The organism is Pseudomonas sp. ICMP 460, from assembly GCF_002723595.1.
Taxonomy (GTDB): Bacteria; Pseudomonadota; Gammaproteobacteria; order Pseudomonadales; family Pseudomonadaceae; genus Aquipseudomonas; species Aquipseudomonas kitaguniensis.
Genome location: NZ_LKBR01000012.1, coordinates 115,261 through 139,215, shown reverse-complemented (window position 1 = coordinate 139,215; position 23,955 = coordinate 115,261). Strand labels below are relative to the sequence as shown.

Sequence of the window (23,955 nt, the reverse complement as noted above, 5' to 3'; positions counted from 1 at the left end):
TGCGCCGGCCTTACTGCTCGACGAAGTAGTAAGGCTGGCGACCGATTGCCATCTGTTTGATCACGCTGACCTTCTCACTCAGTTGCTCAGTGTTATCCAGCAGCGCGACGTTGCCGGGCCTGGCGCTGAGAAAACTGCGCAACTCAGCTTCGTTTTGCAGCATCGGCAAATGCGCCTGCAGGTAAAACACGCTGGCCCCGGCTATACGCTCGTTGGGGCGGTACATCACCACGTCTCTGCCTTCGGTTTGAAAGGTTTTGGCCTGGCTGATCACTGGCACGAACGACTCACGCTTGTCGGCTTTGGGGGCAAACCAGAACGCGGCCGTCATGTAGCTGAGGATTGCCAGGGCGAACACGCCGACGATTGCGCCGCGGTGGTAGCGGTACAGCGCCGGTTTGTGCGCCTTGAACCACGCCAAAAGCACCCCCGCATATTCCGCGGCGAGCACGGCGGCGGCGGGCGTCATTGCCATCAAGTACACCACGCGCTTGCTTGAGGCCAGGGTCAGTAGGGTGAATTGCGCCACCAGCCATACACTGAAGAACAGCCGGTAGCGGTTACGCACCAGGCTTTTGCGGAAGTGCCACAGGCCCAAGTACACCAGAATGTTCCACGGCAGAAAGGCTTCCGGCAGTTTCAGCAGGTAGTAATAGAAGGGCTCGTAATGCCCCGCTTCTACAAACGAGCCGCTGAAGCGCCCGACGCTGTTGGTCCACAACACTTCGGCAACAGCCTGCAGGCCGCCGCGCTCAAACAGAAAGCCCAGCCAGATCAGCAGCGGCGCCAGTGCCAGCAAGGTGAACACGGCGGGCTTGAGCCAGTCGCCGAGGCGCACGCGTTTATCCATCACGCTGGTGCAGGCTAGGTACACAAAAATCACAATGCCCGGCATCGCCAGGCCCAGCACACCTTTGCTCAAGGTGGCGATGGCCATGCCTGCGGTAAACAACGCCCACGCCCAAGCATTGGAGCCTTGGCGCTCAGACTCGGGCCGTACGGCCTGATAGAACGCCAGCAGCGCCGTGGTCACGCCCAGGCTGAGCAGCGAGTCTTCACCCACACCGCGCACATTACCCCAGTAACTGGCCATGGTCGCCAGCATCAACGATGCGCAGAACGCCAGCGTCTTCGGCCGCCCGAAGGTGCGCAGCATTGCGTAAAACAGCATCACACTGAACAGCCCGGCAAACGCCGACGCCAGGCGCACGGCCCAGGTAGTGGCGCCAAACAGGCGAATGGCGCCGGCGTCCAGCCATAGGCTCAGCGGTGGTTTTTCCAGGAAGGGCTCACCAAACAAACGCGGGATCACCCAGTCATTGTCCAAGTGCATGGCCATGGCAATCCCGGCGACGCGGGCTTCGGTGGAGCCTTGCAGTTGATGGCTACCCAGCGCAAAAAAGAACAACACACCAGCGAGAAGGAACAGCAGAGGAGCGGGACGCATCATGGTTCTGGCTACCGAGGCAAGAGACCGCTCGGGGGAACGGCCTAGGCAATCGGCTAGTATAGGTAGGCGATTCTTAATATTTCGTGAACGGATGTGGGTTTCTGCAGGGCTCATTTGCGCGCAAACACTCAATGTCAGCCTCGAACTTATCGCCCATGAAGTATTCAACACGGTTCAATAGCGTAGGTATAAGTTGCTCGTCCATACGTGTGTGCTCAAGCAGGAAGCAACACACCGCGAGTGAGCGTAATTGAATATATGGTTTGATGGTGTTTAACGTCGCGCTAGTGGCGGAGCGACTGTTGTAGCCCTTCAATAACCAATGAATGCATGGATTGATGTTGCAATCTCTGGCCGTGAGTGAATAGGCCATCGCGCCCAAGTCGAAATTTCTGTTTGCAAACAGGGCGTCTTCAAAGTCAATAAAATAAACGCGCCCGTCTGCGTATTTAGCATTGCCTAGCCAGGCGTCGCCATGGCACAACACTGCACAGTCGTGTAAAGCCTGGTCCTGAATTAAACGGCAGTTGCGGGCAATTTTTGAACGCATAGGCGCAGGTATAGCCGAGGTGCTTTTCAGGCTTTTCTGGATTCTGCTGCATTCTTTTTCCAAGCACAGAATGCGCGGGGCACGCTGCGAAATCTCAGTGGTTGGCAGGTTGTGCAGTTCGGCAAGTGTGCTCGTATATGAAAATATATCAGCGCTGTTGTTTGTTAAAGGTCGACCGCCAACATTGTTATACAAGATAGCCAGTCTGGTCTCGCCAGCCAGTTTGATTGCAACGCAGGCCGCGCCTTGACGTGAGCGGACGACCGTTGCTACGCCGATATTATTCGCCCTGAGGGTATCCATCACGGACAACTCAAACGAGAGGTCGGCCGGGCTTCTTGAAGGGGAAAATATTTTTAAGTAGTACGTCGTATTGCTAGTCACTCTGACTGTGTAGTTTACGCCTTTGGTAATGATCTCTACCGCGGCGACGGTGATAGGGAAGTTGTTCTGTATGACGCGCATCAGGTCTGCTTCGAGCGAATTTAATCTGCACACGCGCTTGCCCCTTAACGACACTCTCGACCAAAAGTAAACCACGTTTATCGCGTTCGGCTAGCCCTCGTCCAAAAACCAGGCCTGCCAGGAAGCTACGCCTCACCTTTGCGGTCACAGCGCCGGTAATAATTACTACACAATAAGTGTATTAATATGCCTCCCCAGCGGATACCGGTCCGCACACACCGCCCAAGGCAAACACGTTGGTACTTCTACTTTCTGAGGAAGGCTGTCGATGAGCACGAAATACACTCCATGCAAGCCCGCTCGCTTGCAGGTAGCCGTCAAATTCTGGGTGCCGTTTTGCGCGCTTGGACTCGTCAGTGCGATGGCCCAGGCGGCAGACAGCACCGATGCCCCCGCCTCGACAGCAGCGCCCACCCTTGGCACGGTGTCCGTGATCGGCCAAGGCGAAACGCGCCAGGTTCAGCGTGTTGATGAAACCACCGTAAAACGCTACGCCGCAGGCACCAACCCGTTGAAAACCTTGCAGAGCATGTCGGGCGTGAACTTCCAGTCCGGCGACCCGTTAGGGCGTGAAGAGGGCAGCCAGCGCATAAGTTTGCGCGGTTTCGATATGCACCACTTGGGCTACACCCTGGACGGCGTAACGCTGGGCAATATGAGTTTCGGCAACTACAACGGGCTGAGCATCTCGCGCGCGGTGATCCCGGAAAACGTCGGTTCTACGGTGGTTGCCGCGGGTATCGGTTCGTTGGGCACCGCGTCGAACAGCGACTTGGGCGGGACCATCCAGCTAACCACCGCCGACCCGGATAAAGAGTTCGGTGGGCGGTTGTCGCAGACCCTCGGCAGCTACGCCACTAATCGTACGCTTTTGCGTGTTGATACCGGTGAGTACAACGGCTTGTCGGCGTATGTCTCGGGTGAAAAATACGACGCTGACGCCTGGAAGGGCAATGACAACCCGCAGAAGTCCGACGCGATCAACGCCAAGGTTGTGTATAAGTTCGGCGATAACCGCGTCAGCTTCTTCCACAGCACCTCGGACCATGAAGAGGCCAACCTGCTGTCGCTGTCCAAGGGCATGTTGGACCGGCTGGGTTACAAATACACCTATTACACGCCCGACTGGACCCGTGCGGTGAATGCCGCCAACGGCATCTATAGCGGCGGCGTCAAAAGCGCTTCAGAGGGTGTCTACAACGCCAGCAGCTTGCGCTACGACGAGCTGGATATTCTGAACGGCAATTTCAGCCTGTCGGATAACCTTGTGCTGGATACCACCGTTTACCATCACCATAACTCCGGTTATGGCAACTCGTACTACCCGTTCACCTACAATACCGGGACCACAATAGTGCCCGCCAACTCGTTGCGCAGCACTAAATACGGGATCGACCGAAGTGGCTTTCAGACCTCATTCACCTGGTTCCTCGGCCAGCATGAGATAGAGGGCGGGTTCTGGATCCAGTCCAACAAGAACGATATAAGCCGCTACATCTACGACACCACCGGCCACTCGCCACAGAACCATATCGTCACCACCAATGATTACGCAGTGTCGGCCACCGTATTCGATCAGTCGTACAACGACCTGACGCGTCAGTTCTATTTGCGCGATACCTACACGTTAATGGACGACCGCTTAAAACTTGAGTTCGGCGCCAAAAGCAGCGTGACCAACACCACCGCGGTAGGCAAGGCGGGCGGCTACGCCAGCGGATCGTTGCAAGCCAGTGATCACTTCCTGCCTCAGATGGGCGCGACGTACAAGTTGGATGACCAGGACGAGGTGTTTGCTTCTTACTCGGAGAACATGTCGGCGTTCCCGTCCGGCGCCTACAGCCCCTTCAGCAATACCCAGACAACGGTAGACGCGCTCAACGGCTTTCATGGCCTGAAGCCGGAAACCTCGAAGACGGTTGAAGTGGGTGTTCGACGCACGACCCAACACTACATTGCCTCGGCCACAGCCTATAACACCCAGTTCGACAACCGCCTGATCGCTATCGCCAACTGCACCGGTATCGTGATCTGCGCCAATGGCGTGGCCAACGTGGGCTCGGTGACCAGCCGAGGCGCCGAGTTCGCCTTTGCATTAATGCCTGACGAACATTGGCGCTGGTCCAACTCGCTCTCGTACAACCACAGTACTTACGATGACAACTACACCAGCAACGGGCAGACGGTGAATGTAAAAGGTAAAACGGTCGTCGATACCCCCAAAATCATGTACTCCAGCAGCGTGGACTGGAACTGGAACCACTGGAGCGCGGGCCTGCAGGGGAGTTACATGGCCAAGCGTTATTACACTTACACCAATGACCAGAGCGTGCCCGCTTACTGGCTGGCCAATGCGAGCATGGCGTACGACTTGGGTGCATTCGCGGGGCTGAAGGACACGTCGGTGTCATTGAACGCGATCAACCTGTTCGACAAACGCTACATCTCAACGCTGAACACCGATGCCAGTGCGGCCGCCGACCCGAACGGAGACTTGCAAATACTGCAAGTGGGAACGCCGCGCAGCGCCTTCGTTACACTCTCGACGCGGTTTTGATTCAACTGCCCGCGTAAAAAAGCCCCCAATCGCCTTCGCGCGTTGGGGGCTTTTTTTGGCTATTGAAGCGAGCGTGCACCAGGCACCGCAGCGCCTAGCGGGCTAGAGAAAAAAGCGCTCTTTCAACGGGATCAATGCAGCACCAATGGCGGCGGCATCACCGTTGCTTTCGGTCAGTAACAGCTTGGGCCGGGGCGCGGGCGTTCCATAGCGCGGTGAGCCCCAGAAGCTCACATTGTCGATCAGTCGCCGCCCGAGTTCGGCAGGCACCTGCCCGCCGAATACGATGGCTTGCGGGTCGAACAAGCCGGTCAGGGTATTGATCAAACGATCCAGCCCTGGCCGTACATGCTCGACCCACTCATCGACACCCGGCCAGTGGATGTCGAACCGGTTGCGCAGGTCTTCGATGGAGTCGATCTGAATAGCCTGCTTGTGCAGCGCATCCATCAAGTAGCGCAGCGCAGGGCGCCGCTCGACTTCATCGTGGGTGTACAGCATGACTTCGCCCGCATTGCCATTGCTGCCGAAGTACGGCTTGCCGTCGATGACGATGCCGGTGCCGAAGCCATAATTGAACGACAGGTACACGAAATTGCTCGCCCAGGCGCCTACGCCGATAAGGCTTTCGCCAATCGCCCCGGTGGTGGCGTTGTTCTTCAACCACACCGGCATATCAAGCGCCTGTTCCAGCAGCGGGCGCAGGTCGATCAGTGACCAGTCTTGCAGCGGCTCGGGGGCGTTGACGCGGCCCTCGTCGATAAAGTAGCCGGCAATCGCCACGCCGACACCCAGCAGATGATCGCGGCTTAGCCCATTGCGCAGGAGCATGCGGTCAATGACTTTGCCGAGTGCATCCAGCGTCGAATTCAAGCTCAGCGGCGGGGTGCGCAGCGTGACTTCTTCCAGCACGTTGCACGCAAAGTCGGCGATGCACACCACCGCCGAATCCGTATTGATGGAGATGCCCAGTACATAAACCGCCTCGTTGGCGAGTTCCAGGCGCAGGCTCGGTTGACCGCGGCCGTTCTTCACGGCTTGACCCGTGCGAATAAAACCCCGGCTGATCAAGTCTTCGATGATGCGGTGCACGGATTGTTGCGCCAGGTCCATTTCTGCCGACACGGCGGCTCGGGTGATTCCACCGCTGCGCCGCAAAATATCGAGAATTTTGCGCTCGTTCAGGCTGGGGTGGTAATCGCGCTGTAGAAGGTGTTCTGCGTCCATGAGTGTGTCGGCTTCAACTGTGCAATGAGTAGATTTTGCGCTAGCGCGGCAGTCTAAAGCCTCTGATGGCGCAGGGGGTCGAATTCATAAAATTTTCATGCGGGCGCCGACAGAACAGTGTGGGCCAAGTCACACAGTGGTTGGGTGCCCGCCACGAGTGTGAGCCCGAAGGGTACGGCAAGCCCTTGGGTCGAAATGCTCAGGCCTGCTTCGCTGCAGAGCAAACGCCCGGCGGCGATATCCCACACGCTGGTGTAGCGTTCCACGTAGCCGCTTGTGTAGCCGAGTGCTGCGAAACCCAGGCCGATGGTCGCGCAGCGATAACCTGCAACGCCCCAGCCGGCTTGGCGAAACTGCAATTCCATGGCGCCGATGTGTTCCGGGCGCCAGTGCCGGTTCTCGCCAATGGCGGCTACTTTCAGTCCCTCGCACTGCGCGGTTCGCGCGGTATACACGCCGTTCTTGCGCAGCCCAAAGCCCTTGGCGGCGCTCAGCGTGTAACCCAGCGCGGGGTAGGCGACGGCCCCCACCAGCGACTCGTCGCCTTCGACATAGGCAATCGAAATGCCCCACAACGGCGACCCGCTGACGAAGTTGGCGGTGCCATCGATCGGGTCGATCACCCAGTCACGCCCCTGCAGGTCACCGCCCAGTTCTTCGCCGAGTAACGCTTCGCCTGGAAACTCGCGCGTGAGTTGCGCGCGCAGATGGTTCTCGACCTCCAGGTCGGCACATGACACCAGGTCTTGAGGATGCTTGACCATCACCGACAGCGAAGCGAGGTTGTGGAAGTAGCCCAGCGCAATGTTCGCGGCGCTGGCGGCCAGGCGTTCAGTGACGTGCAGCCGATACTCCAGACTCATCAGATAGCTCCCTGACGTACGTTGATGTCCAACAGGTTGGGATAATCGGTCAGCACCGATTGGGCGCCACGGCTTAACAGATAGCGCGCACGCTGTGGGTCATTGACCGTCGCCACGGCAAACTCGACTTCGCTGTCGCGCAGACGCCTCAGATGGCCCTCATCCAGAAACGGGTCAACCACATGCAGGATCTGGCAGTCATATTCCGCCAGCAGCGCGGCCGGATCAGCCGGCGCAACCAGGCTGGCCAGGCACAGCGGAACCTCTTCCCACAGCGCCCGCGCCTTGCCGAGCGCGCGCGTCGAAAAGCTCGACACGAACAGCCGGTGAGGGCCGAGCGGCCATTTCTGGCGCAATAACGGAATCACCGCCTCAGCGGTTTCCAGGTCATCACCGATGGTCGGCTTGAGCTCCACCTGCAGGCCCAGCCCGAGGCAAATCGCGGTGTCGACCACTTCTTCGAAGGTGGGCACAGTCACGCCGGCGTAGGTGTTGGAGAACCATTGGCCAGCGTCCAGTGAGCGAATCTGTTCGAGCGTGTTGAGCACTACTGCACCGCGCCCGGAGGTGGTGCGATCCAGGGTGTCGTCATGGATGACTACAAGGGCGCCATCGCGCGTGAGCTTGACGTCAATCTCGACCCATTGCGCGCCCATCCGCGCAGCGATTTCGATGGCCGTGAGCGTATTTTCCGGGGCGAACGCACTCGCGCCACGGTGCGCAATCAAGTTGCTTTGAACCACGCGTGTTTTATCGTTCATGTGTAAACGTCATCCTCAATGGAAGATCAGGAAATTCGTTGACCGCTGGCGCCGTCGAACAGCAGGGCTTCGTCGGCCAGGAACCACAGGCTGACGGTTGCGCCAGCGTGCACTGCCGGTGACTCCGAGTGACTGACCAGCACCGGCTGCCCCGCGACCCGGCAATGAATGACGCGGTGGCTGCCCAAGTCCTCCACCGCGTTGACAGTGGCGGTCACGCCCGTGGCGGCGACTTTCAGGTGTTCTGCGCGCACCCCCAGCACCAGCGGGCGAGGGGTTGCGACAGTGGCCGGGGACCTGAACGGCAGGACTTGGCCGTCGCCCAAAATCAACAGGCCTTCAGGGCTGCACGCCACCTCGATCAGGTTCATCGGCGTGGCGCCAAAAAAGCGCGCAACTACCGTAGAATCCGGGCGTTTATAGAGCGCGTGGGGCGTGTCGATCTGTTCTACCCGGCCCTTGTTGAGCACAACGACGCGGTCAGCCAGGGTCATCGCCTCGGTCTGGTCATGCGTCACGTACAGCACGGTGGCGCCGGTGTCCTGGTGAATGCGCCGCAACTCTGCGCGCATCTCTTGGCGAAGGCCGCTGTCGAGGTTGCACAGCGGCTCATCGAACAGCAGCACCGGCGGGTTACGCACCAGCGCCCGGCCAATGGCGACGCGTTGGCGCTGGCCGCCAGACAATTGCCCGGGCTTTCTGGCCAGCAAGGCGTGCAGCCCAAGCGTGCTGCCGATGGCCTGCACACGCGCTGAGCGTTCTTCGCGGCCAACCCCCGACAGTTTCAGCCCGTAGCCGAGGTTGTCTTCGACCGTCATGTGCGGGTACAGCGCATAGTTCTGGAACACCATGGCGCACTGGCGCTCGTTGGGCGGGCGCCGGGTAACGTCGACACTGCCGATATGAATGCTGCCCGCATCCGGGCTGTCGAGGCCGGCGACCAACCGCAACAGGGTTGACTTGCCGCACCCCGACGGGCCGAGGATGACGCTGAACTGCCCGGCGGGGAACTCCACCTCCAGCCCATCAAGAATCGCTGGGCCGTGCTTGCTGTAGCGCCTTGACAGCCCGCTGACACGAATGGCTGGCGCTGCGCTGTCGACTGTAGACCGAGTCATTTACCTACCCCTACAAGCCCTTTCACGAACCAGCGCTGCATCACAGCGATGACCAGAATGGGCGGAATCAGACTGAGCAAAGTGGCGGCCATCAGCAGCGACCACTGTGGAAGTTGAGTGGCATCGGCGGGCGCAAAATTGGCGGCGCCGAGTACCAGCGTGCGCATGCTGGTGCGGTTGGTGGCCACCAATGGCCAGAGGTAGTCCTTCCAGGCCGAAATGAACACCAGCGTGCCGAGCGCCGCGAAATTGGTTTTCGACAGCGGCAGCAGAATGTCGACGAAAAAACGCCAGGGGCTCGCGCCATCCAGGCGGGCTGCCTCTACCAGATCGGACGGCAGCGTTTGATAGAACTGGCGGAACAAAAACGTGCCGGTCGCCGACGCGATCAATGGCAGCGCAAGCCCCGGATACGTGTCGAGCAAGTTGATGTGCGGCACCGGGATCGCCGCGATCCCGAGCAGGTCGAGCAGTGCGCGCAGTGGCCCCAGCACATCGCCTGCGACCGCGTAGGTCGGGATAATCCGCACCTCCACCGGTAACAGCAGGGTGCCGAGTACCGCCACAAAAATCAGCGATTTGAACGGCGTCTTGAAGTACACCACGGCAAATGCGGTCAATGCCGATAACGCCAATTTGCCGACCACCACCATGCCCGTCACGATCAGGCTGTTGCCCATCAACGTGACCACGTCGAGTGTGTGCAGCACCTCGCCCACGTTGACGAACAACTGGCTGCCTGGCAGCCAGGGCATGCCGTGCGCAAGAATTTGCTCGTTGCTCACCGACGCCGCGCACAGCGCCAGGTACAGCGGGCCGAGCGCAAACACAGTGCCCAGCAGCAGCAGGACGTAGCCCAGTGCGGTCGAGAGCGGGTGACGTTCAACCATGGTTTTCTCTCCGGCGATTGCGCCAAGACAGGTAGCGGTACTGAGTGACACTGAGCACGACTACTACAACCAGCATCAGCACCGACAAGGTTGAAGAGCCGGCCAGATCAATGCCGACAAAACCATCCTGATAAATCTTGAACGCGAGGATTTCGGTGGCATTGCCCGGCCCGCCGTGCGTCAGTCGCTCGACCAGGCCAAAGCTGTTGGACAGGCTGTCCAGCAGCCCAACCACGAACACGAAGAACAGATAAGGCGCGACCATCGGCAGTTGGATGTCACGCAACCGCTGCCATGGGCTTGCGCCATCAAGTGCCGCCGCCGCCAGGCAATCCTCGGGCACCGACTGCAAGCTGGCGACGATCATCACGATGTTGAAGGGCAACTGGCACCAGGCGTAGGCAAACACCAACAGCGTCATCGCCTGCCAGCCTTTGGCAGACGGCGCCCAGGCTTCGGGCACCCAGTGATTGATCCATGCCAGCGGGCCGAAGATCGGGTTGGCCAGCACCTGGAAGATGATCCCCAGCGTTGCCCCCGACACCGCATAGGGCCAGATCAGCACATTGCTGAAAATCTTGTAGCCGCGAACTCTCAGTTGCAGGCAGGCGGCCAGCACCAGCGCCATAGCCAGGGCGAGCAATGTGCTGAACAGGCTGAAGATCAAGGTTGTGCCCAGCGATGAGAGCACGCTCGGGTCGTTAAGCACCCTGACGTAGTTGGCCAGCCCTGCGAAGATTTCGCTGCCGCCAAACGGCTGCACATAATGAAACGACCACCAGAACGCCTGCACGGTCGGCCAATAGAAGAACAGTAGAACCGCCAGCAATTGCGGGAATGCGAGAAGCAACGGCAAGAAGCGCTGGGAGAACTGCGCGTTATGGCTCATGTTTTGACGCCTTTATTTGTCGCGCTGGGGCCGTAGGTGTTCTCGAACAAGCGCAGCAATGCGTCGCCCTTATGCGCGGCCTCGTGCAATGCATCTGCCATCGGTTTCTGCCGGGCGAGTGCGCTCCATACCTGCTGCTGCCAGGCGAGTCGCAGCAAGGTGGTAAACCCTGGGCGTACTTCGAATGCCTTTGCTTCATGACCTAGCGCCAAGGCATTAAGGCCGACCACGGTTGCATTGCTGGCAGGCAGTTGCGCAAGGGCGGCAGCGGCAGCGCCCTGTGTGACCGGCAAATAACCGGTTGCCTGGCTGAACAGCGTCTGTACCGACGCCTCTCGCAGAAACATCAGAAACTCGGCAACGGTCTGGTATTGAGCCTCACTTTGCCCACGCAACACCCACAATGCCGCCCCACCAGGGAGCGACGCGGCGCGTTGCTGACCAGCGAATACCGGTAAAAAATTGGCGTTCACGTCACCGGAATCAGCGCTGTAGATCAGCTTCGACGCGCCGGTCGAGCCCACCAGCAGCGCGCAGTCGCCGGACGCGAACGCCAGCTCCTGGCCGCCGCTGCGGGTGGCGGCCTGATCAATCAGCAAACCATCGGCCATCCACTGCGCAACCGATTGCATGAGGCGCAGGTGCAGGCCTTGATCGAATACCCACTGCGTGGCGTCTTTACTCAGCAAGGGCGCGCCCATCACGGCGCTGCTTTGTTCGAGCCACACCCAGGGGCCAAAATCTGTGACCGAGGGGCATTTGCTACCATGCGCTTTCAGGGCGACCAGGGCCGCGCCGAAGGCTTCCCACGTATCCGGCGCTTGGGTGATTCCCGCCGCCGCGAGCTGATCGGCATGGCTGTAGAGCACCGCCGTGGACGTCGCAAACGGCTGCGCCCAGAGCTTGCCATCGGCATTGCTGTAGTACGCGGCCACGTCGGGCAACAACCGGTCTTGAGGCACTTTGTGCCATGTTTGCAGGAACTCTTCCAGGCTCAGAACCGCCGCGCTGTTGAGCATTTCCGGCGTGGCCACATCGTAGATTTCAACCAACGCCGGGGCTTTACCCGAGCGGTAGGCTGCCACGGTTTTTTGCAGGTTCTGCTCATAGGAGCCCTGAGCAATGCAGTGCATTGGCAGCAACTCTGCGTGAGTCGAGTTGAAGCGCTCGCACAGGGCCTGGATTGCCGCACTGGCAGCACCGGTATGCCCATACCAGAATTCGACGCCGGCATCGGCGGGGCCTGCCGAGCCTGCACCCGCTGCCGTCAGTATCGCAGCCGCTAAAACTGTTCTAAAACGCATGGTCTATAACCGCTGAAGTCAGCACGGGCCAACGTAAATAACGTGTGCAACTCAGGGAGTTGCCATTAAGTCGTTCCAGCCGGGTGTTACTGACTTTGCGTGATCACCGACAGCCGGGCGATATCGGCCCTCTGCACCAGCGCGAGCACCTGAGCGACGCGGCCGTAACCCGTGAGCGTGTCGGCACGCAGTGTCAGCGCAACCTCGGGGTCTTGGGATTTAAGGGCGACCAATGCTTGCTCGAGCCCATCGAGCGGCGTCTGTTTTTCATCGATGAACACGCTGCCTGCGGCATCGATACTGATCGCCACCGGCTTGCTATCGTCCAGGGTCGCCGTGGCGACGGTCTGCGGCAGATTCAGCGGGATAGCGTTATTCAGCAAAGGTGCCGTCACGATGAAGACCACCAGCAATACCAGCATCACATCGACCAAAGGGGTGATGTTGATGTCGCTGATGGTGCCCTCGTCGTTGCTCGTAGTGAAGGCCATGTCAGGCTGCTCCGCTCAGTTGGCGCTGGGTGTCGTTGAGGTGCCCGTCGCCTAGGTCGAAGCCATGGCGCTGCGCGCGGTTCATCAGGTTAAGCGCGAAGCTGTCGAGGTCGGCCGTTATCAGTTTCAGGCGACGACCGAGAAGGTTGTAGGCCAACACCGCCGGCACAGCCACCGCGATACCCAAGCCCGTGGCGATCAGCGCCTCGCCGATCGGCGCCGCCACCACCGCGATACTGGCGGACTTGGCGGTGCTGATCGCTTGCAGCGCATGGATGATGCCGAACACGGTGCCAAACAATCCGATGAAGGGCGCTGTGCTGCCAATCGACGCCAGCACGATCATCCCGTGCTCCATCACATGCCGCTCACTGTGAATCTGCTTTTGCAGTGAGCGCTGGAGCACTTCCTGACGGCTCCAGCCATCCACCGGGCAAGGCCCCTCGCGGCCTTTGCTGAGCGCCAGTTGCGTGGCGCTGGCTAACCGCGCCAGTTGCCCCTGATGCTCTTCGGCGGTCACAGACGCCTTGAAGCTGGCGGTCGACCAGAAGCGTTCGGTGTAGCGTTGGTTCTGGCGGCGCAGCTTGATCAGTTGAACCCATTTGGCAATCAGCAACGCCCAGGTAGCCAACGAAAACAGCAGCAAAATGCCCATGGAAGCCTGGTGAATCAGGGTTGAATAATCGGTCATGGCAAAACCTCAACGAGATAGTTTGAACTCAAGCGGCACGGTGACCCAGCCATCAATGGCCGTATCGCCACGTTTAGCGGGAATGAACGTCCACTGGCGAACGGCGGCCAATGCCGCCTCGTCCAGCGCAGGGGAGCCGCTACTGGCAGCGATCTGCACAGTGTCGGGTCGCCCATTGGGCATAACGTGCACGCGCAATTGCGTGGTGCCTTCCTGATGCCTGCGCGCTGCCGCAGGCGGGTAGGCCGGCGCCGGGTTATTCAGGTAGCCCGCTCGGCCCACCGGGCCGGTGACCGGCAACGGTGCAGGCGCCGCGATAGGCTTTGGCGCGGCATCCTTGGTGGGCACAGCATTTGGCGGCACAGGGGCGGCGACAGGCTTGGGCTCGGCAGGTCGGGGCATCGTCTTGGCAACAGGTTTGGGTTGCGGACGCGGCTTGGCTATCGGTGGCGGCTGTTCCACTGGCGGCGGAGGTGGTGGAGGTGGCTGCTCCGGTTCAGGCGCGGGCGCAACCGTTGCAGGCGGCGGCGCGACCATCTGCATAGCGATCGCAAGGGGCTTGGCGGGTTCTTCCAGTGGCTTGGCCGGTCGATCGGTTTGCAACCACGCCCACAGCGCGATATGAGTGCCCACCGCCACGACCACGCCAAACACATACACCTGCCATCTAACGGCGGGGCGGTTAGCGTCGGGTATCGGCAGCGCAGCAAATACCGCCGGCGACAACAGTGCACCCGTGGCTGGCCCGCCCCGGAGCGACGGCGGGCGGCGCGATAAACAATGCGAAAGCATGGCAATACCCATCTGTGAACAACGTGCTTAGTCGTAATCGGAGGCCGGAACAAATATATTACTACGCGTAATGTGTATTAATTATGACGTAGCGGCGCATAAAGGCCCGCCGCTCGTAATGCCCTGCCTCAGCGCGAACCGCACAGCCCGACCATGTGGTGTAATCGTCCCTGCTCGGCGTGGCTGCCGGCCAGAGTGCATCCGGCAGGTTTTCCCAATTGCGCAAGTCCGCAGACCGCGCATGGCCGATCCGCACGTTCCAGTGGCGTAGGTTGGGGTCGTTGAGGCTGCGTGGAACGGGTAGATAGAACAGGTGCGTGTGGTCTTCGTGTTGGATGAACCAGAAGTCCCATACCCAATGCTCAGGCAGGAATAACGGCATTGACTGCTCCGAAATATTACTACTCTTTATGGGTTATAATATGGCGCAGTCATGTTTCGGTTTTGTTGCATTGAGGATGGCGTCAACGACGAGAGAATTTAGCAGGCTTTGATCAGCAGGATTTTAAGGGGCGATATTTTGAGTGATCGTAACGGTGCTGGAGTCGTCATGCATCGCGGATAAACAAAAAGGGTGGCGACCGTACGCGGGTTAGCAGACCAGGAATCAAGGAACCCGGCACACCTCTGATGCTGGGGATGTAGAGTCTCAGGGGTAATATCAGCACACCTGAGCGAGGTCTAGTCCTTGCTCGTCGATCCGGAGTTGAAAATGGATTTTACTGTCATTGACGTTGAGACCGCTAATCCCAATCTAGCGAGCATTTGTCAGGTAGGGATTGCAGTATTCCGGGGCGGGGTGCTTCACGAGTCCTGGAGCTCGCTGGTCAACCCTTACGACTACTTTCACCCGATGAACGTATCTGTGCACGGAATTGATGAAAGCATGATCGCAAGCGCCCCATCTTGGGCGGAGGTTTATCCTCGGATCCTTCCATTTGTGACGGGCCAGATTGTTGCCAGCCACATGCCTTTTGACCGGATTGCTACGCAGAGAGCTTGCCAGAATTCGGGCCTGGACCACTTTGACTGCTCTTGGCTAGATACAGCGCGAGTGGCGCGCCGAGCATGGAGTGAATTTTCCCGATCAGGATATGGGCTGAAAAATCTAGCATCTACTTTCGGCGTTACCTTTCAACACCACGACGCACTTGAAGATGCGCGTGCGGCTGGCGAAATACTACTTCGCGCCATAGCTCACACAGGCTCCTCCGCTGCTGAATGGTGTTCCATCGCTGATCGCCGCCTGTCGCCAGCGCTACGCACTACCGAAGGCCTCACAGTGGTGCAGGATGGCGTCCTGGCTGGAAACGTAGTTGTGTTCACCGGGGCGCTATCTATATCGCGTCGGGATGCTTCAGAGATGGCAGCTGCGAGTGGCTGTGAGGTGGGTGCAGGCGTGACCAAACAGACCACGCTTTTAATCGTTGGCGATCAGGACATCAGCCGATTGGCTGGAAAGATTAAGAGCTCGAAACATGTCAAAGCAGAGGAGTTAATTTCTAAAGGGCAGAAAATTCGCATATTGGGGGAAAGCGATTTTAAGGCACTGCTACGGTTGGTTTAGACAGGCAGAAGGTACTTGGCTATGTCCGGCGTAAAGGTCACAGTCATTTTCGTTTTCGTGCAAACAAGTGTGCGCTCTGTCTTTAGGTCAACGTCGAGGTCTTCTCCCCGTAGGCCTTGCCACTGTGCCAGGTACTTGAGCGAGCCAAATTTTTCAAGCTTGAGCAACTGGCGACCTACACCGCCTTTCCATCCAAGCACTGGAAGCTCCCCATTCTTGCATCCAGCCGCGAGTTGCGGTTTCTCCTCAGCGCGCTTGCGGCCAACTTCCCGGCAAGTGATCAAGCCCTGATCTGAGCTGCTCCACATTTCCTCGTGACTCAACCCGGTTCTTAAAGGCTCACTGATATTGCGTCGAACGATCATCTCTCATTGCTCCTTTTTTTTCGCACCTGAGTTGGGGGTGCCAAGTATGCATTACTCCTGATGGCTGACCATGTTGTCGTAAAAACCGCGTCATGGACGTACCAGCTTTGTGACTGAGGTCTGGCGAGGTTTTGAAATGCGCGGACTCGAGGTGCCTGGACCAAAGGTAAAATGCATTGTGCTCTCCGTACAGGATTTTAACGCCTTTGCGGAGTTCTTAGAGGAAGACGAAAAGCATCGGCCCGAACGCTGCCACTCTATATCCAACTCGACCAAGGCAGCCAGGCTGTCGACTGATTTTCGAAAGTCGACGGGCCTGGGACAGAGATAGACGTTTTCGAGTTTAGCGTCGGGTCACCGCATTGGGGAACAGTTAACCGCTTTGAACGCAGAGTTTTTGGAATGCTTTCGGAGTTTCCAAAGGCCGGGTTGCTGTCACGCGACTCGGCCTTTTTCTGTTGTGCTACTGCGAGGATGCTTTTGCGTTGTTGATGGGCACCAGTATGGCCAGCAAACGCTCGATGAATAATGTTCCCAAGACCACTAACTGTTGGCTGCCCAACAGCTTTTGACGGTGTACGCCTTCAAGCTCGAAGGCCAGATCAGTGATGATTGCGTCCAGTGAGGCGAGGGTTTCGCTGGCTTGGATCAGAAGTGTTTCGGTATTCGCGCTTTCATTTATGCTGAAGAGAGTAGCTGGAGGATTGGGCGTGATTTTTTTCATGATGAAGCTCCCACACTGTTTGAGGAGCTGACACCGCCTGCTGTCAAACAGGAATGGGTGGCAGCTGTACGCGGGTTGACAGACCGGAAGTGTAGGAACCCGGCGCACCCGAGGATGCCCCACGCACAGCCGCCATGAACGAGACAGAACACGCAAAGCATGCCGCTAAATCAAGGGGTGTGACAGGTTACACTTTTCGGCCTGTCAAAGCCGGTCGCTGATGGGCAGCGACGAAGGGAAGTTAGCGCCAATTTTGGAGCATGCGCCAGTTCACCGATGGCTCGACATTTCGTAGGAAGAATCCGAGGGCTTGGCTGCTGGGGGGGCTTTTCAATCTCCAGAAACGGCAAAACCCGCATTGGGCGGGTTCTGTCGATGCTTCGAATTGGTGGAGCCGGGGGGATTTGAACCCGCGTCCAGTCCGCGTATTACGAGGCTTTCAGCCTTCAAGCTGCCATTTTGCTGTCATTGTGAAAAAAGGCTTAGATTTAAAAATCGTTGTCTCCCTCATTAGATTCACGTCGAACATGTAAATCATCTACAAATAGATAATTTGAATAAATCACGGCGAATACTGCACTAGCCTGTACTAGGGAAAGCATCACTACGGAGCCCAAAGCGATATGTTTAATCACAGCTGAGTACTCGCTATAAAAAGGGGTCCCGGAAATGATCAACTTTGCAAGGAATATCAGCGTGATCGCGCTTGCAACAAAGGCAGAGCCCATTACCGATCCAACTATGGATTCGAGTCGGCGAGTGTCTTGCATAGTCTTTGAGAAAAGTGCAGTCTTGATTTTAACTGGGTCTTGTAGTCGCATTATTGCATTAGGATAAATAAACGCGATCCAAATTCCCATAATTGTAAATACCATTCCTGAGACAGCCAAAAGCGTATTGCAATAATCTTTGAAGTCGGTGTAGCTGAATTTTAAGTTAAGCTGGTCTGCAACCAGAGTGGTTGCTGCACCGGCCAAAAATATAATAAATACCTTCCATATCATGAGTCTGTGCCTGTTGCGGCTAAGGCATTGTCTTTGATGATCGGAGATATATATCTATCTCTGTTCTCCAAGATTTTGCGGAATAAATTTTCTGAATCTATTATAGCCTTTCCTTGGTCATCCACCGAAATGTTTTCGCTGATTCTGAAAGATCCTGCCCACACAGTTTTTCCGGATTTGTCTGTGATGAATCCGGTATCCTCCCATCCCGGTGCATCATGCTCTGCTGCGTGCTGATCTATGATCTCTTTGATTTCCTCAAGGGTTGGCTTGGCCTCTACCCTGAGTTCGACTCGCCGGCTCGTTTGATCTTCAGCGGATACAAAAGGAACCTCAAAGCGTTTAAAAAGTTTTGCCCAGCCTCTTCGTTGGTCAACGCTTTTAATGGAGACGGTTTCTCTGCGAATAATGTGCGTTACGCTTCTCGCCAAATCGGTAAGCTTCGCAGCACCTGTAGAGATAGTCTTTAGGCTCATATCAAAGCTATAGATATGCTTATATTGAAGTCCGTTATCCTCCCTGACCTCGGGGAACTGAATTCTTACCAAGCCTGTAACGGTTTCGACCTTTTTGTACTCGGGAAGGTCCACTCTATAATTCATACAGCCAGAAACCCATTCTTGGAACATTGCCGAGTCGCAACGGGAGTTTTCAAACTTAATTGAAGCAACACAGTTTATTTCGGGGATAACCCAGTAGTAGCATGGGCGGCCCCATATCGTTGGCTTTTTGCTGTTAACTTGGGTTTGCTTGATAGCCTCATCGACAGTACCGTCTGGGTTTACAGATATACCGTACAATGGACCTTGCTTATCGCTTTCACCTTTCCAAAGTGTTAATAGGAAATCGCCGGTTTTCCCATGACGTGTGATTTTGTGGGCGTAGCAAGCGGGTTTATTACGATGTGTTTTTGGGTCCCAAGGATTTGTTGCGTCAAAGTTTCTTTCGTCAACCCATTTCTTTAAATGTGCAAAAGTTTCTGCTAGGTCGAGGCCTTGGGCTTCCGAACGTGAGATTCGATAGAGCCCACATTTGTTAACATTAAAAAAGTTTAAATATCCGCTCTGCAGCATGGCTAATTCCTTATTAAATAATTCCTGTCCATGTTCCTGCTGTACATAAGCGGAGCTTCTATACTGAGCAATGATTCGTGGGCGCGGAGGCTCAATCTAGCAGTGTCTATCGCATTTCGCCATAACCTCTAATTGGCTGCATCGCCGAACGGGTCTGCGCCCGTAGAGAAGAAAGCTGCTTCTGCCTTGCCTCCGGCTAAGATGTTCTCAATTGGCATCCATCTGCCGTAGACCCTGGCAATCATTGTCCAGTCGGTGTGCCCCATCTGTTTAGCTACCCACATAGGGTGCTCACCAGCGGACAGCATCATCGAGGCGTATGTGTGCCGAGTCTGGTAGGGCCGGCGATATCTGACGCCAGCCTTCTTCATCGCCGGCACCCACATGGTCTTCCTGATCGGTCCGTCGCCGGCCCAGCGTTCCAGTGTGCGAGGGTTTTGGAAGACTTCAGCGTCAGCCAGAAACGTGTGTGCCTTTTGCGCTTTCAACGCCTCCAGTGCGGGCCGGAGCAACTTCACGCTTCGGCGCCCGGCGGCTGTCTTCGTGGTTTCCGGCTTCCCCTTGCTGGCCTGGGTCATCGCTCGGCTCACCATGACCTCCTCGCGCAGCCAGTCAATATCGCCCCAGTCCAACGCCACAAGTTCGCTGGTGCGAAGGCCAGTCCAGAGGGCGAACTGCATCATGTTGCGAGCCTGGCCGGAGAGTGCGCCCAGAACTGCCTGCTGCTCTTCGGGGCTGAACGGGTCGACATCATCCTCTTTCGGCGGCGCGGTCTTGCGCGAGTATGTCCAGCCAGCCAGCGGGTTCAACTCGATCAACTCCTCCTCGGCGGCATCGTTCAGCGCGGAGCGTAGGCAGCTCTGGATATTGCTGAGCGTCTTATTGCTCACCTCCAGGGTGTCGAGCCAGTCGCGTACGGCCTTCCGCTTCAGGTCCACCAGCATTGTGTCGCCCAGTGCTGGGATCAGGCGCAGCGTGACCAGCTTCCGGTAACCGTCGAAGGTGCTACTGGCGACGTGCTTTTCCTTGGCAGCCAGCCACCTGGTCAAGAATCCATTCACCGTCTCTCGGGATGCCTCGGGCGCAAACTTCGCCGCCCGGGCAGATCTTGGAAAGGTCACCGAGTAATCGAAGGTGCCGATCGATATCGCGTGCTCGATCGCGGCCTTGTGCTGCTCAGCCTTTTTCAGGTTAGTGGCGGTGGGCTTGAGCGTGATCCGCTCGCGGCACCTGACGCCCCGATACATGAACGTGATTTCGATACTCGAATCGGAGACTGCCCTAACTCCCCTCCCGCCTCTACCCATGATTCGTATCCCTCTACATCGAGTAGCGTCCGGCCATCCGGCGCCTTGATCCATATCTCACCGAGCCGCCAGATCCCGTCACGGATCTTTGAGCGGATCGCGTCTTCTGTGTAGCCAGACTCGCTGGCAAATTTCCTGACGGTCACATAGCGCATAGCTTCACCGCTCTTCGTGCCGCGACACGTTTTCGCTATCTGTGGATGGTGTCGCGACCGACGCACGCACCTCATTGATCATTGCTAGGTCCGGGTGTCGGTAATTGATCAGCCAGCCCGGCGTCTTTACCATCTTCCCGTCAACTATCACGCGAACGGTCGTGCCGTAGTCCGGTTGGTTTGGGTAGGTGTCGTCGTACCGGTGCAGCAGCGCTGCAATATTGCGCTTCCAATCTTCTGGCATAGCTTCCATCAGCACACGTGGCAGGGTCAGCCAGCTTGCGTAGGAAAGCCCGAAGTAGGCCCCTAGGTCTGCGCGGTAGTCGTAGTCATCAATCGCCTTGTTTCGTTCAACAGCCAGCGCTCGCAAAGCTTCGGCCGGCACCAGGGTATGCCCCGGGAGATCTCCGCCCAGGTACGCCAATAAGGTCTGCGCCTCGTCGTGGTACATGTGGCGTTCGGCCTGGTTCTCGTCTTGGTCGTGCTCGCCATCTACAAAGCGCTTGAGCAGGTAGGCCAGCGAGTTGCGCTCGGCCAGTAGGGCGCGGAATGCTGGCGCCACTTCTGGCGTTTGGCAGCCGCCGTGTGGCGAGCACATTCCCGGTGTCAGGCAGCGGGTCATAGATTTACGACAGATTAGGTCAGTCATGGCCAACGCCTCGCTGAAAATGGTCAGCCAGCACCCGGCGCGCGTCGATGCCGCACGATGCCGACATTGTGTAGATCTGGCCGAAGGTGGTATCCCGGCGCTGCAGGGCGTTGAAAAGCTCGATCAGGCGCTGGCCCACCGGCCCGTTGCGACGGTTCATAGCTGGAACCCCTTTTCCGGTGGGAGCGGGGTGGTGCCCAATTGCTCGTTTTGGCACATGGAATTTGCCAGAGAAGCCCGTGCCGTCGGACTTTCGTCGGTGGTGCTGCTGGTGGGCGTCTGTAGGAGCGAACTGTCCGGCAGGCAACTGATGCCGGTACCGGCGATGATCCAGCAGGTGACGCCGCGCACTTTGTCGTGCTGAACGTCGATCAACTGCTGGTCGGCATTGGCCTGGCCAACCACAACCACCAGGATCATGAGTATCAATTTGCGCATGTGAATACCTCCCAGGTTTCGCCGTTGAATATTTCGCAGGTCAGCTCCGAGAGCGGGATAGGTGTTGCTGTGGCCAGCCAATCGGAGGACGTGCCGCCACGCTTCTTGCCACTGCGCTCCATGACTCGACGTTCATCGCGGCCAATTCCGGCGTGCTGGCAGGCTTCCCGCCATTCCATGAGGCGTATATCGTCAGCAGGAAGGCTGAAGCGAGCGCAACCGAAGCTATCGTGCTGTTGGCGCATGCTCAGCAGCTTGAGCTTCCCGCGATGCATCACGGCCTTTCCCGCTGTTACCTCCCAAGAGTGATTGTGGGAAAACCACAGCAGTGCTGGCTCGCCTTCCCGGCCCCCAGCATTTGAAGGTCGCAGCACGCCGGAGTCGAGGATCAAGGGCAGGTGCTGGGACACACTGGTGTAGTGGTGGGCCAGCGTCATGGGTGCAACCCCTCAAGGCGCGCCAGCCGTATTGCGTCGTCAACGTTCTTGTCCAGGTCGTGCCCGAAGTACACGGTTTCGTCGCGAGCCACGCACAGATCTGTGTCGATGTCGGTTACGCGGTCCCGGTCGCGAAGCCACTCGTAGCGCTTGGCATTGGCTGCCATCTTCACTCGGTCGTCGATGTGCATCGAGCCTTCAACTACCGAGGATTTCTCTGCTGTTCGTTTGACCTCGACCGTATCTGCAAGGCCAAGTACCGCGAAAATTCCGTACATCCCAGCGGAAAGCGCAGTAAACAAAAACGCAAACATCGCGTTTTCGCCGCACGACGGACTGACGACATCGGGCGCAGTCTCCATCAACACAGCGCTGATAACGGCGGCCACAACTGCTCCGATGATCACGTTCCGGAGCAGCCTCCAGAGGTTGAATTTTTTACGTTCCATGTCCAGCTCCTGCAGTTGATTTAGGTAGTGGTGGTTCGGGTCATCAGTCGCGCGATCGTTTTTTTCAGGCCGAGCGAATCCCGGCGGCGGTTTTGGCATTCGCGTAAAACAGAATTTGGGTAAGTCGTGGTGCTGCGCCTGTCAGGCTAGGAAAATGCCTTCCTGCTCGTTGCTCTGCTTGTCAGGTCCGTTCGGGCACGAGCTGATCAGCCCACGCTTGAATGCCTCCATGACCAGCCCACGCATTGTCTTAACGCCCAATTTGAAGCGGGCGGATTCAAGTCGCTTCTCAGCGGTACTAGGGCTGATGCCCATGACCCGACCGATCTCCTTCACCGTCAAGTCGGCGGCAGCCAACAGCGTGGCTTCAAGTTCACGAGGAGCCAGGCCCTTCTTGAGCGAGCCTTGCCAGTTACCGGCGATGAGGGTGTTGGTGGTCATTTCTGAAGCTCCATGCTGATATGCGATGGAGTAAGTAAACAATATGTTTATAAACAAATCAACATTTTTGTTTATGGTATTTTTGAAAACGCAAAAAAAACCCGCACTGGGCGGGCTTGGATGAGGAGGACGGACTACTTCGCGTACATGGCCCACCAAAATACGTGGCCGATTATGCTGATCTCCTGGTCTTGCATTTGCTGGAACGTGTACTCCTCGTCGGGATGCTCCTCTCGGTTGAAGCTTCTCAGCCTGATGCCGGTCGGCAAGCGGTACACCTGTTTAATGCGAAGCTGTCCGTTGTGGTTGATCGCATACAGCTCTCCATCTGTTAGTTCACCGACGCTACGCCGACCAATGTTTACGCCCACCGTAGCCCCATCTCGGAGTACTGGCATCATGCTATTTCCGCGAACGGTTACACACCTGGCCTGATCAAACTGAACGCCGTTTTCCCTCAGATTTTTTTTGCTGAAGCGAAGATTTGAGTCGGAGCTTTCCTCGATTGAAAATCGCCCCGCGCCAGCAGCCAGCTCTACCTCCTGTAAAAAAGGGACCTCCACCTCATCATCATCCAAAGGGGTCAGCTCGTCCCACAAACGCAAGTGCTGCAAGTCCATTCCTGCTTCACCCTTCCCAAATAAATGTCGCGGGCCTTCACCTGTATTCAGCCAAGTAATGCCGATCTTGAGCATCTGGGCGACAGGAATGAGCCAGCGTCCTGGTACCCCTCGGACAAACCAGTTGTTGAGCGTTTGAGCGCTCACACCCATGGATTTTGCGAATTCGGCCTGCGCAATTCCTTGGTGGTGGAGCTCTTCTTTGAGGCGAGTGCCAGAGTGTTGAGTATTCATAAACGGAAAGTTTACCGGGGTTGCGATGTTTATTAAATAAACGTATTGTTGATTTACGTTTATAACCATGCATCGGTGTGCCTATGAATTCTTCTCCGCTTGAGCGAGCGATTGCTGCTGCGGGATCAGCCGTTGCGCTTGCGAAATTGGCAGGTGTGACGCCGATGGCCGTTTCTTACTGGAAAGTTCGCGGCATTCCCGCGCGGCATGTCGTTTTGATTGAGAGCGTGACTGGCGTCCACCGCCATGAACTGCGGCCGGACCTGTATCCAGAAGCTGCGCCAACCTTGAACCAAATAATGACAGACGCGACGCCTCATGGGCAGTCCGGCAATCCATCTGTTAATCCATCCAGTGCTTGGCAGGGGCATCCATGAAACAGCACCAACCGTTCCAATTTTTGATGTCCGGCTGAACTTATTCCGCGCAATAAAAAACCCGCTG

At 57.4% G+C, this 23,955-nt stretch carries 27 protein-coding genes and 1 pseudogene; 3 read left to right on the top strand and 25 right to left on the bottom strand.

The features are described 5' to 3' along the window. Positions 1-10: 10 nt before the first annotated feature. Both AO240_RS10580 and AO240_RS10575 read right to left on the bottom strand, forming a co-directional pair. The gene (locus AO240_RS10580; protein ID WP_099236493.1) at positions 11-1,450 is read right to left on the bottom strand and encodes a glycosyltransferase family 39 protein; all 1,440 of its coding nucleotides are present in this window, start codon (positions 1,448-1,450) and stop codon (positions 11-13) included. 73 nt (positions 1,451-1,523) lie between these two features. Continuing rightward, the gene (locus AO240_RS10575) at positions 1,524-2,465 is read right to left on the bottom strand and encodes a phosphotransferase (protein WP_099236492.1); all 942 of its coding nucleotides are present in this window, start codon (positions 2,463-2,465) and stop codon (positions 1,524-1,526) included. Between the two features lie 268 nt (positions 2,466-2,733). Between AO240_RS10575 and AO240_RS10570 the strand changes: the two genes are divergently transcribed. Continuing rightward, on the top strand, positions 2,734-5,022 hold the full coding sequence (locus AO240_RS10570; RefSeq protein WP_099236491.1) for a TonB-dependent receptor domain-containing protein: 2,289 nt from the start codon (positions 2,734-2,736) through the stop codon (positions 5,020-5,022). Positions 5,023-5,124: 102 nt separating this feature from the next. Here the strand turns inward: AO240_RS10570 and AO240_RS10565 are convergent, their stop codons facing one another. The 11 genes from AO240_RS10565 to AO240_RS10515 form a co-directional block, all read right to left on the bottom strand. Continuing rightward, positions 5,125-6,249 carry an ROK family transcriptional regulator gene (locus tag AO240_RS10565; RefSeq protein ID WP_099236490.1) on the bottom strand — a complete coding sequence of 375 codons (1,125 nt, stop codon included), beginning with the start codon at positions 6,247-6,249 and terminating at the stop codon, positions 5,125-5,127. Positions 6,250-6,344: 95 nt separating this feature from the next. Then, a complete protein-coding gene (locus tag AO240_RS10560) occupies positions 6,345-7,112 on the bottom strand; it encodes an inositol monophosphatase family protein (RefSeq protein ID WP_058412580.1) in 768 nt (255 codons plus the stop codon). Next, a complete protein-coding gene (locus tag AO240_RS10555; RefSeq protein WP_099236489.1) occupies positions 7,112-7,873 on the bottom strand; it encodes a glycerophosphodiester phosphodiesterase family protein in 762 nt (253 codons plus the stop codon). Before AO240_RS10555 ends, AO240_RS10560 begins: the two co-directional genes overlap by 1 nt. Before the next feature lie 26 nt (positions 7,874-7,899). Next, positions 7,900-8,991: an ABC transporter ATP-binding protein gene (locus AO240_RS10550; RefSeq protein WP_099236488.1), complete on the bottom strand. Its 1,092-nt coding sequence runs from the start codon at positions 8,989-8,991 to the stop codon at positions 7,900-7,902. After that, complete coding sequence (locus AO240_RS10545) at positions 8,988-9,881, bottom strand: ABC transporter permease subunit (RefSeq protein WP_099236487.1); 894 nt, start codon at positions 9,879-9,881, stop codon at positions 8,988-8,990. The genes AO240_RS10550 and AO240_RS10545 overlap by 4 nt, the downstream gene beginning before the upstream one ends. Further along, positions 9,874-10,770 carry a carbohydrate ABC transporter permease gene (locus tag AO240_RS10540; RefSeq protein ID WP_099236486.1) on the bottom strand — a complete coding sequence of 299 codons (897 nt, stop codon included), beginning with the start codon at positions 10,768-10,770 and terminating at the stop codon, positions 9,874-9,876. Before AO240_RS10540 ends, AO240_RS10545 begins: the two co-directional genes overlap by 8 nt. Continuing rightward, positions 10,767-12,074: an extracellular solute-binding protein gene (locus AO240_RS10535; protein WP_099236485.1), complete on the bottom strand. Its 1,308-nt coding sequence runs from the start codon at positions 12,072-12,074 to the stop codon at positions 10,767-10,769. The genes AO240_RS10540 and AO240_RS10535 overlap by 4 nt, the downstream gene beginning before the upstream one ends. A gap of 86 nt (positions 12,075-12,160) precedes the next feature. Then, the gene (locus tag AO240_RS10530) at positions 12,161-12,565 is read right to left on the bottom strand and encodes a biopolymer transporter ExbD (RefSeq protein ID WP_099236484.1); all 405 of its coding nucleotides are present in this window, start codon (positions 12,563-12,565) and stop codon (positions 12,161-12,163) included. 1 nt (position 12,566) lies between these two features. Then, positions 12,567-13,256, bottom strand: coding sequence for a MotA/TolQ/ExbB proton channel family protein (locus tag AO240_RS10525; RefSeq protein ID WP_099236483.1), 690 nt, complete (start codon positions 13,254-13,256; stop codon positions 12,567-12,569). Positions 13,257-13,265: 9 nt separating this feature from the next. Then, positions 13,266-14,048 carry an energy transducer TonB gene (locus tag AO240_RS10520; RefSeq protein WP_099236505.1) on the bottom strand — a complete coding sequence of 261 codons (783 nt, stop codon included), beginning with the start codon at positions 14,046-14,048 and terminating at the stop codon, positions 13,266-13,268. A gap of 61 nt (positions 14,049-14,109) precedes the next feature. Further along, positions 14,110-14,430: a hypothetical protein gene (locus AO240_RS10515; RefSeq protein WP_099236482.1), complete on the bottom strand. Its 321-nt coding sequence runs from the start codon at positions 14,428-14,430 to the stop codon at positions 14,110-14,112. A gap of 330 nt (positions 14,431-14,760) precedes the next feature. Here AO240_RS10515 and AO240_RS10510 point away from each other — a divergent pair, with 330 nt between their 5' ends. After that, positions 14,761-15,615: an exonuclease domain-containing protein gene (locus AO240_RS10510; protein ID WP_099236481.1), complete on the top strand. Its 855-nt coding sequence runs from the start codon at positions 14,761-14,763 to the stop codon at positions 15,613-15,615. Here AO240_RS10510 and AO240_RS10505 read toward each other — a convergent pair. From AO240_RS10505 to AO240_RS10450, 12 genes and pseudogenes are all read right to left on the bottom strand, one after another. Continuing rightward, on the bottom strand, positions 15,612-15,980 hold the full coding sequence (locus AO240_RS10505; protein ID WP_099236480.1) for a hypothetical protein: 369 nt from the start codon (positions 15,978-15,980) through the stop codon (positions 15,612-15,614). The two genes, AO240_RS10510 and AO240_RS10505, sit on opposite strands and share 4 nt — an antisense overlap. A gap of 463 nt (positions 15,981-16,443) precedes the next feature. Further along, positions 16,444-16,704, bottom strand: coding sequence for a DUF6124 family protein (locus tag AO240_RS10495; protein WP_099236479.1), 261 nt, complete (start codon positions 16,702-16,704; stop codon positions 16,444-16,446). A 488-nt stretch (positions 16,705-17,192) separates the two neighbouring features. Next, on the bottom strand, positions 17,193-17,708 hold the full coding sequence (locus AO240_RS10490; RefSeq protein WP_099236478.1) for a hypothetical protein: 516 nt from the start codon (positions 17,706-17,708) through the stop codon (positions 17,193-17,195). Next, positions 17,705-18,781 (bottom strand): hypothetical protein, encoded by a 1,077-nt coding sequence (locus AO240_RS28345; RefSeq protein ID WP_143505359.1) that lies wholly within the window; start codon positions 18,779-18,781, stop codon positions 17,705-17,707. Before AO240_RS28345 ends, AO240_RS10490 begins: the two co-directional genes overlap by 4 nt. A gap of 128 nt (positions 18,782-18,909) precedes the next feature. Beyond that, a complete protein-coding gene (locus AO240_RS10480; RefSeq protein ID WP_099236476.1) occupies positions 18,910-20,088 on the bottom strand; it encodes an Arm DNA-binding domain-containing protein in 1,179 nt (392 codons plus the stop codon). Between the two features lie 159 nt (positions 20,089-20,247). Further along, a complete protein-coding gene (locus AO240_RS28935; RefSeq protein ID WP_256585922.1) occupies positions 20,248-20,892 on the bottom strand; it encodes a hypothetical protein in 645 nt (214 codons plus the stop codon). Further along, positions 20,885-21,052: a hypothetical protein gene (locus AO240_RS28640; RefSeq protein WP_177445810.1), complete on the bottom strand. Its 168-nt coding sequence runs from the start codon at positions 21,050-21,052 to the stop codon at positions 20,885-20,887. The genes AO240_RS28935 and AO240_RS28640 overlap by 8 nt, the downstream gene beginning before the upstream one ends. After that, positions 21,049-21,330 (bottom strand): hypothetical protein, encoded by a 282-nt coding sequence (locus AO240_RS10470; protein ID WP_099236475.1) that lies wholly within the window; start codon positions 21,328-21,330, stop codon positions 21,049-21,051. The genes AO240_RS28640 and AO240_RS10470 overlap by 4 nt, the downstream gene beginning before the upstream one ends. Further along, complete coding sequence (locus AO240_RS10465; RefSeq protein WP_099236474.1) at positions 21,318-21,767, bottom strand: hypothetical protein; 450 nt, start codon at positions 21,765-21,767, stop codon at positions 21,318-21,320. The genes AO240_RS10470 and AO240_RS10465 overlap by 13 nt, the downstream gene beginning before the upstream one ends. Beyond that, on the bottom strand, positions 21,764-22,216 hold the full coding sequence (locus tag AO240_RS10460) for a hypothetical protein (protein ID WP_099236473.1): 453 nt from the start codon (positions 22,214-22,216) through the stop codon (positions 21,764-21,766). Before AO240_RS10460 ends, AO240_RS10465 begins: the two co-directional genes overlap by 4 nt. Before the next feature lie 201 nt (positions 22,217-22,417). Then, positions 22,418-22,657 (bottom strand): annotated as a pseudogene (locus tag AO240_RS10455) (response regulator transcription factor); the annotation flags it as partial. 134 nt (positions 22,658-22,791) lie between these two features. After that, on the bottom strand, positions 22,792-23,580 hold the full coding sequence (locus AO240_RS10450; protein ID WP_371918616.1) for a S24 family peptidase: 789 nt from the start codon (positions 23,578-23,580) through the stop codon (positions 22,792-22,794). 14 nt (positions 23,581-23,594) lie between these two features. Between AO240_RS10450 and AO240_RS10445 the strand changes: the two genes are divergently transcribed. Then, complete coding sequence (locus AO240_RS10445; RefSeq protein WP_099236471.1) at positions 23,595-23,888, top strand: YdaS family helix-turn-helix protein; 294 nt, start codon at positions 23,595-23,597, stop codon at positions 23,886-23,888. Positions 23,889-23,955 lie beyond the last annotated feature (67 nt).

Excerpts from the sequence above, each read along its gene's own strand:
- AO240_RS10535 (WP_099236485.1), bottom strand. The coding sequence starts at position 12,074 with ATGCGTTTTAGAACAGTTTTAGCGGCTGCGATACTGACGGCAGCGGGT.
- AO240_RS10480 (WP_099236476.1), bottom strand. The coding sequence starts at position 20,088 with ATGGGTAGAGGCGGGAGGGGAGTTAGGGCAGTCTCCGATTCGAGTATC.
- AO240_RS10525 (WP_099236483.1), bottom strand. The coding sequence starts at position 13,256 with ATGACCGATTATTCAACCCTGATTCACCAGGCTTCCATGGGCATTTTG.
- AO240_RS10555 (WP_099236489.1), bottom strand. The coding sequence starts at position 7,873 with ATGAACGATAAAACACGCGTGGTTCAAAGCAACTTGATTGCGCACCGT.
- AO240_RS10505 (WP_099236480.1), bottom strand. The coding sequence starts at position 15,980 with ATGATCGTTCGACGCAATATCAGTGAGCCTTTAAGAACCGGGTTGAGT.
- AO240_RS10560 (WP_058412580.1), bottom strand. The coding sequence starts at position 7,112 with ATGAGTCTGGAGTATCGGCTGCACGTCACTGAACGCCTGGCCGCCAGC.
- AO240_RS10575 (WP_099236492.1), bottom strand. The coding sequence starts at position 2,465 with ATGCGCGTCATACAGAACAACTTCCCTATCACCGTCGCCGCGGTAGAG.
- AO240_RS28935 (WP_256585922.1), bottom strand. The coding sequence starts at position 20,892 with ATGACTGACCTAATCTGTCGTAAATCTATGACCCGCTGCCTGACACCG.
- AO240_RS10470 (WP_099236475.1), bottom strand. The coding sequence starts at position 21,330 with ATGCGCAAATTGATACTCATGATCCTGGTGGTTGTGGTTGGCCAGGCC.
- AO240_RS10495 (WP_099236479.1), bottom strand. The coding sequence starts at position 16,704 with ATGAAAAAAATCACGCCCAATCCTCCAGCTACTCTCTTCAGCATAAAT.
- AO240_RS10510 (WP_099236481.1), top strand. The coding sequence starts at position 14,761 with ATGGATTTTACTGTCATTGACGTTGAGACCGCTAATCCCAATCTAGCG.
- AO240_RS10450 (WP_371918616.1), bottom strand. The coding sequence starts at position 23,580 with ATGGTTATAAACGTAAATCAACAATACGTTTATTTAATAAACATCGCA.
- AO240_RS10520 (WP_099236505.1), bottom strand. The coding sequence starts at position 14,048 with ATGCTTTCGCATTGTTTATCGCGCCGCCCGCCGTCGCTCCGGGGCGGG.
- AO240_RS28640 (WP_177445810.1), bottom strand. The coding sequence starts at position 21,052 with ATGAACCGTCGCAACGGGCCGGTGGGCCAGCGCCTGATCGAGCTTTTC.
- AO240_RS10465 (WP_099236474.1), bottom strand. The coding sequence starts at position 21,767 with ATGACGCTGGCCCACCACTACACCAGTGTGTCCCAGCACCTGCCCTTG.
- AO240_RS10570 (WP_099236491.1), top strand. The coding sequence starts at position 2,734 with ATGAGCACGAAATACACTCCATGCAAGCCCGCTCGCTTGCAGGTAGCC.
- AO240_RS10490 (WP_099236478.1), bottom strand. The coding sequence starts at position 17,708 with ATGATATGGAAGGTATTTATTATATTTTTGGCCGGTGCAGCAACCACT.
- AO240_RS10515 (WP_099236482.1), bottom strand. The coding sequence starts at position 14,430 with ATGCCGTTATTCCTGCCTGAGCATTGGGTATGGGACTTCTGGTTCATC.
- AO240_RS10540 (WP_099236486.1), bottom strand. The coding sequence starts at position 10,770 with ATGAGCCATAACGCGCAGTTCTCCCAGCGCTTCTTGCCGTTGCTTCTC.
- AO240_RS10460 (WP_099236473.1), bottom strand. The coding sequence starts at position 22,216 with ATGGAACGTAAAAAATTCAACCTCTGGAGGCTGCTCCGGAACGTGATC.
- AO240_RS28345 (WP_143505359.1), bottom strand. The coding sequence starts at position 18,781 with ATGCTGCAGAGCGGATATTTAAACTTTTTTAATGTTAACAAATGTGGG.
- AO240_RS10565 (WP_099236490.1), bottom strand. The coding sequence starts at position 6,249 with ATGGACGCAGAACACCTTCTACAGCGCGATTACCACCCCAGCCTGAAC.
- AO240_RS10530 (WP_099236484.1), bottom strand. The coding sequence starts at position 12,565 with ATGGCCTTCACTACGAGCAACGACGAGGGCACCATCAGCGACATCAAC.
- AO240_RS10550 (WP_099236488.1), bottom strand. The coding sequence starts at position 8,991 with ATGACTCGGTCTACAGTCGACAGCGCAGCGCCAGCCATTCGTGTCAGC.
- AO240_RS10545 (WP_099236487.1), bottom strand. The coding sequence starts at position 9,881 with ATGGTTGAACGTCACCCGCTCTCGACCGCACTGGGCTACGTCCTGCTG.
- AO240_RS10445 (WP_099236471.1), top strand. The coding sequence starts at position 23,595 with ATGAATTCTTCTCCGCTTGAGCGAGCGATTGCTGCTGCGGGATCAGCC.
- AO240_RS10580 (WP_099236493.1), bottom strand. The coding sequence starts at position 1,450 with ATGATGCGTCCCGCTCCTCTGCTGTTCCTTCTCGCTGGTGTGTTGTTC.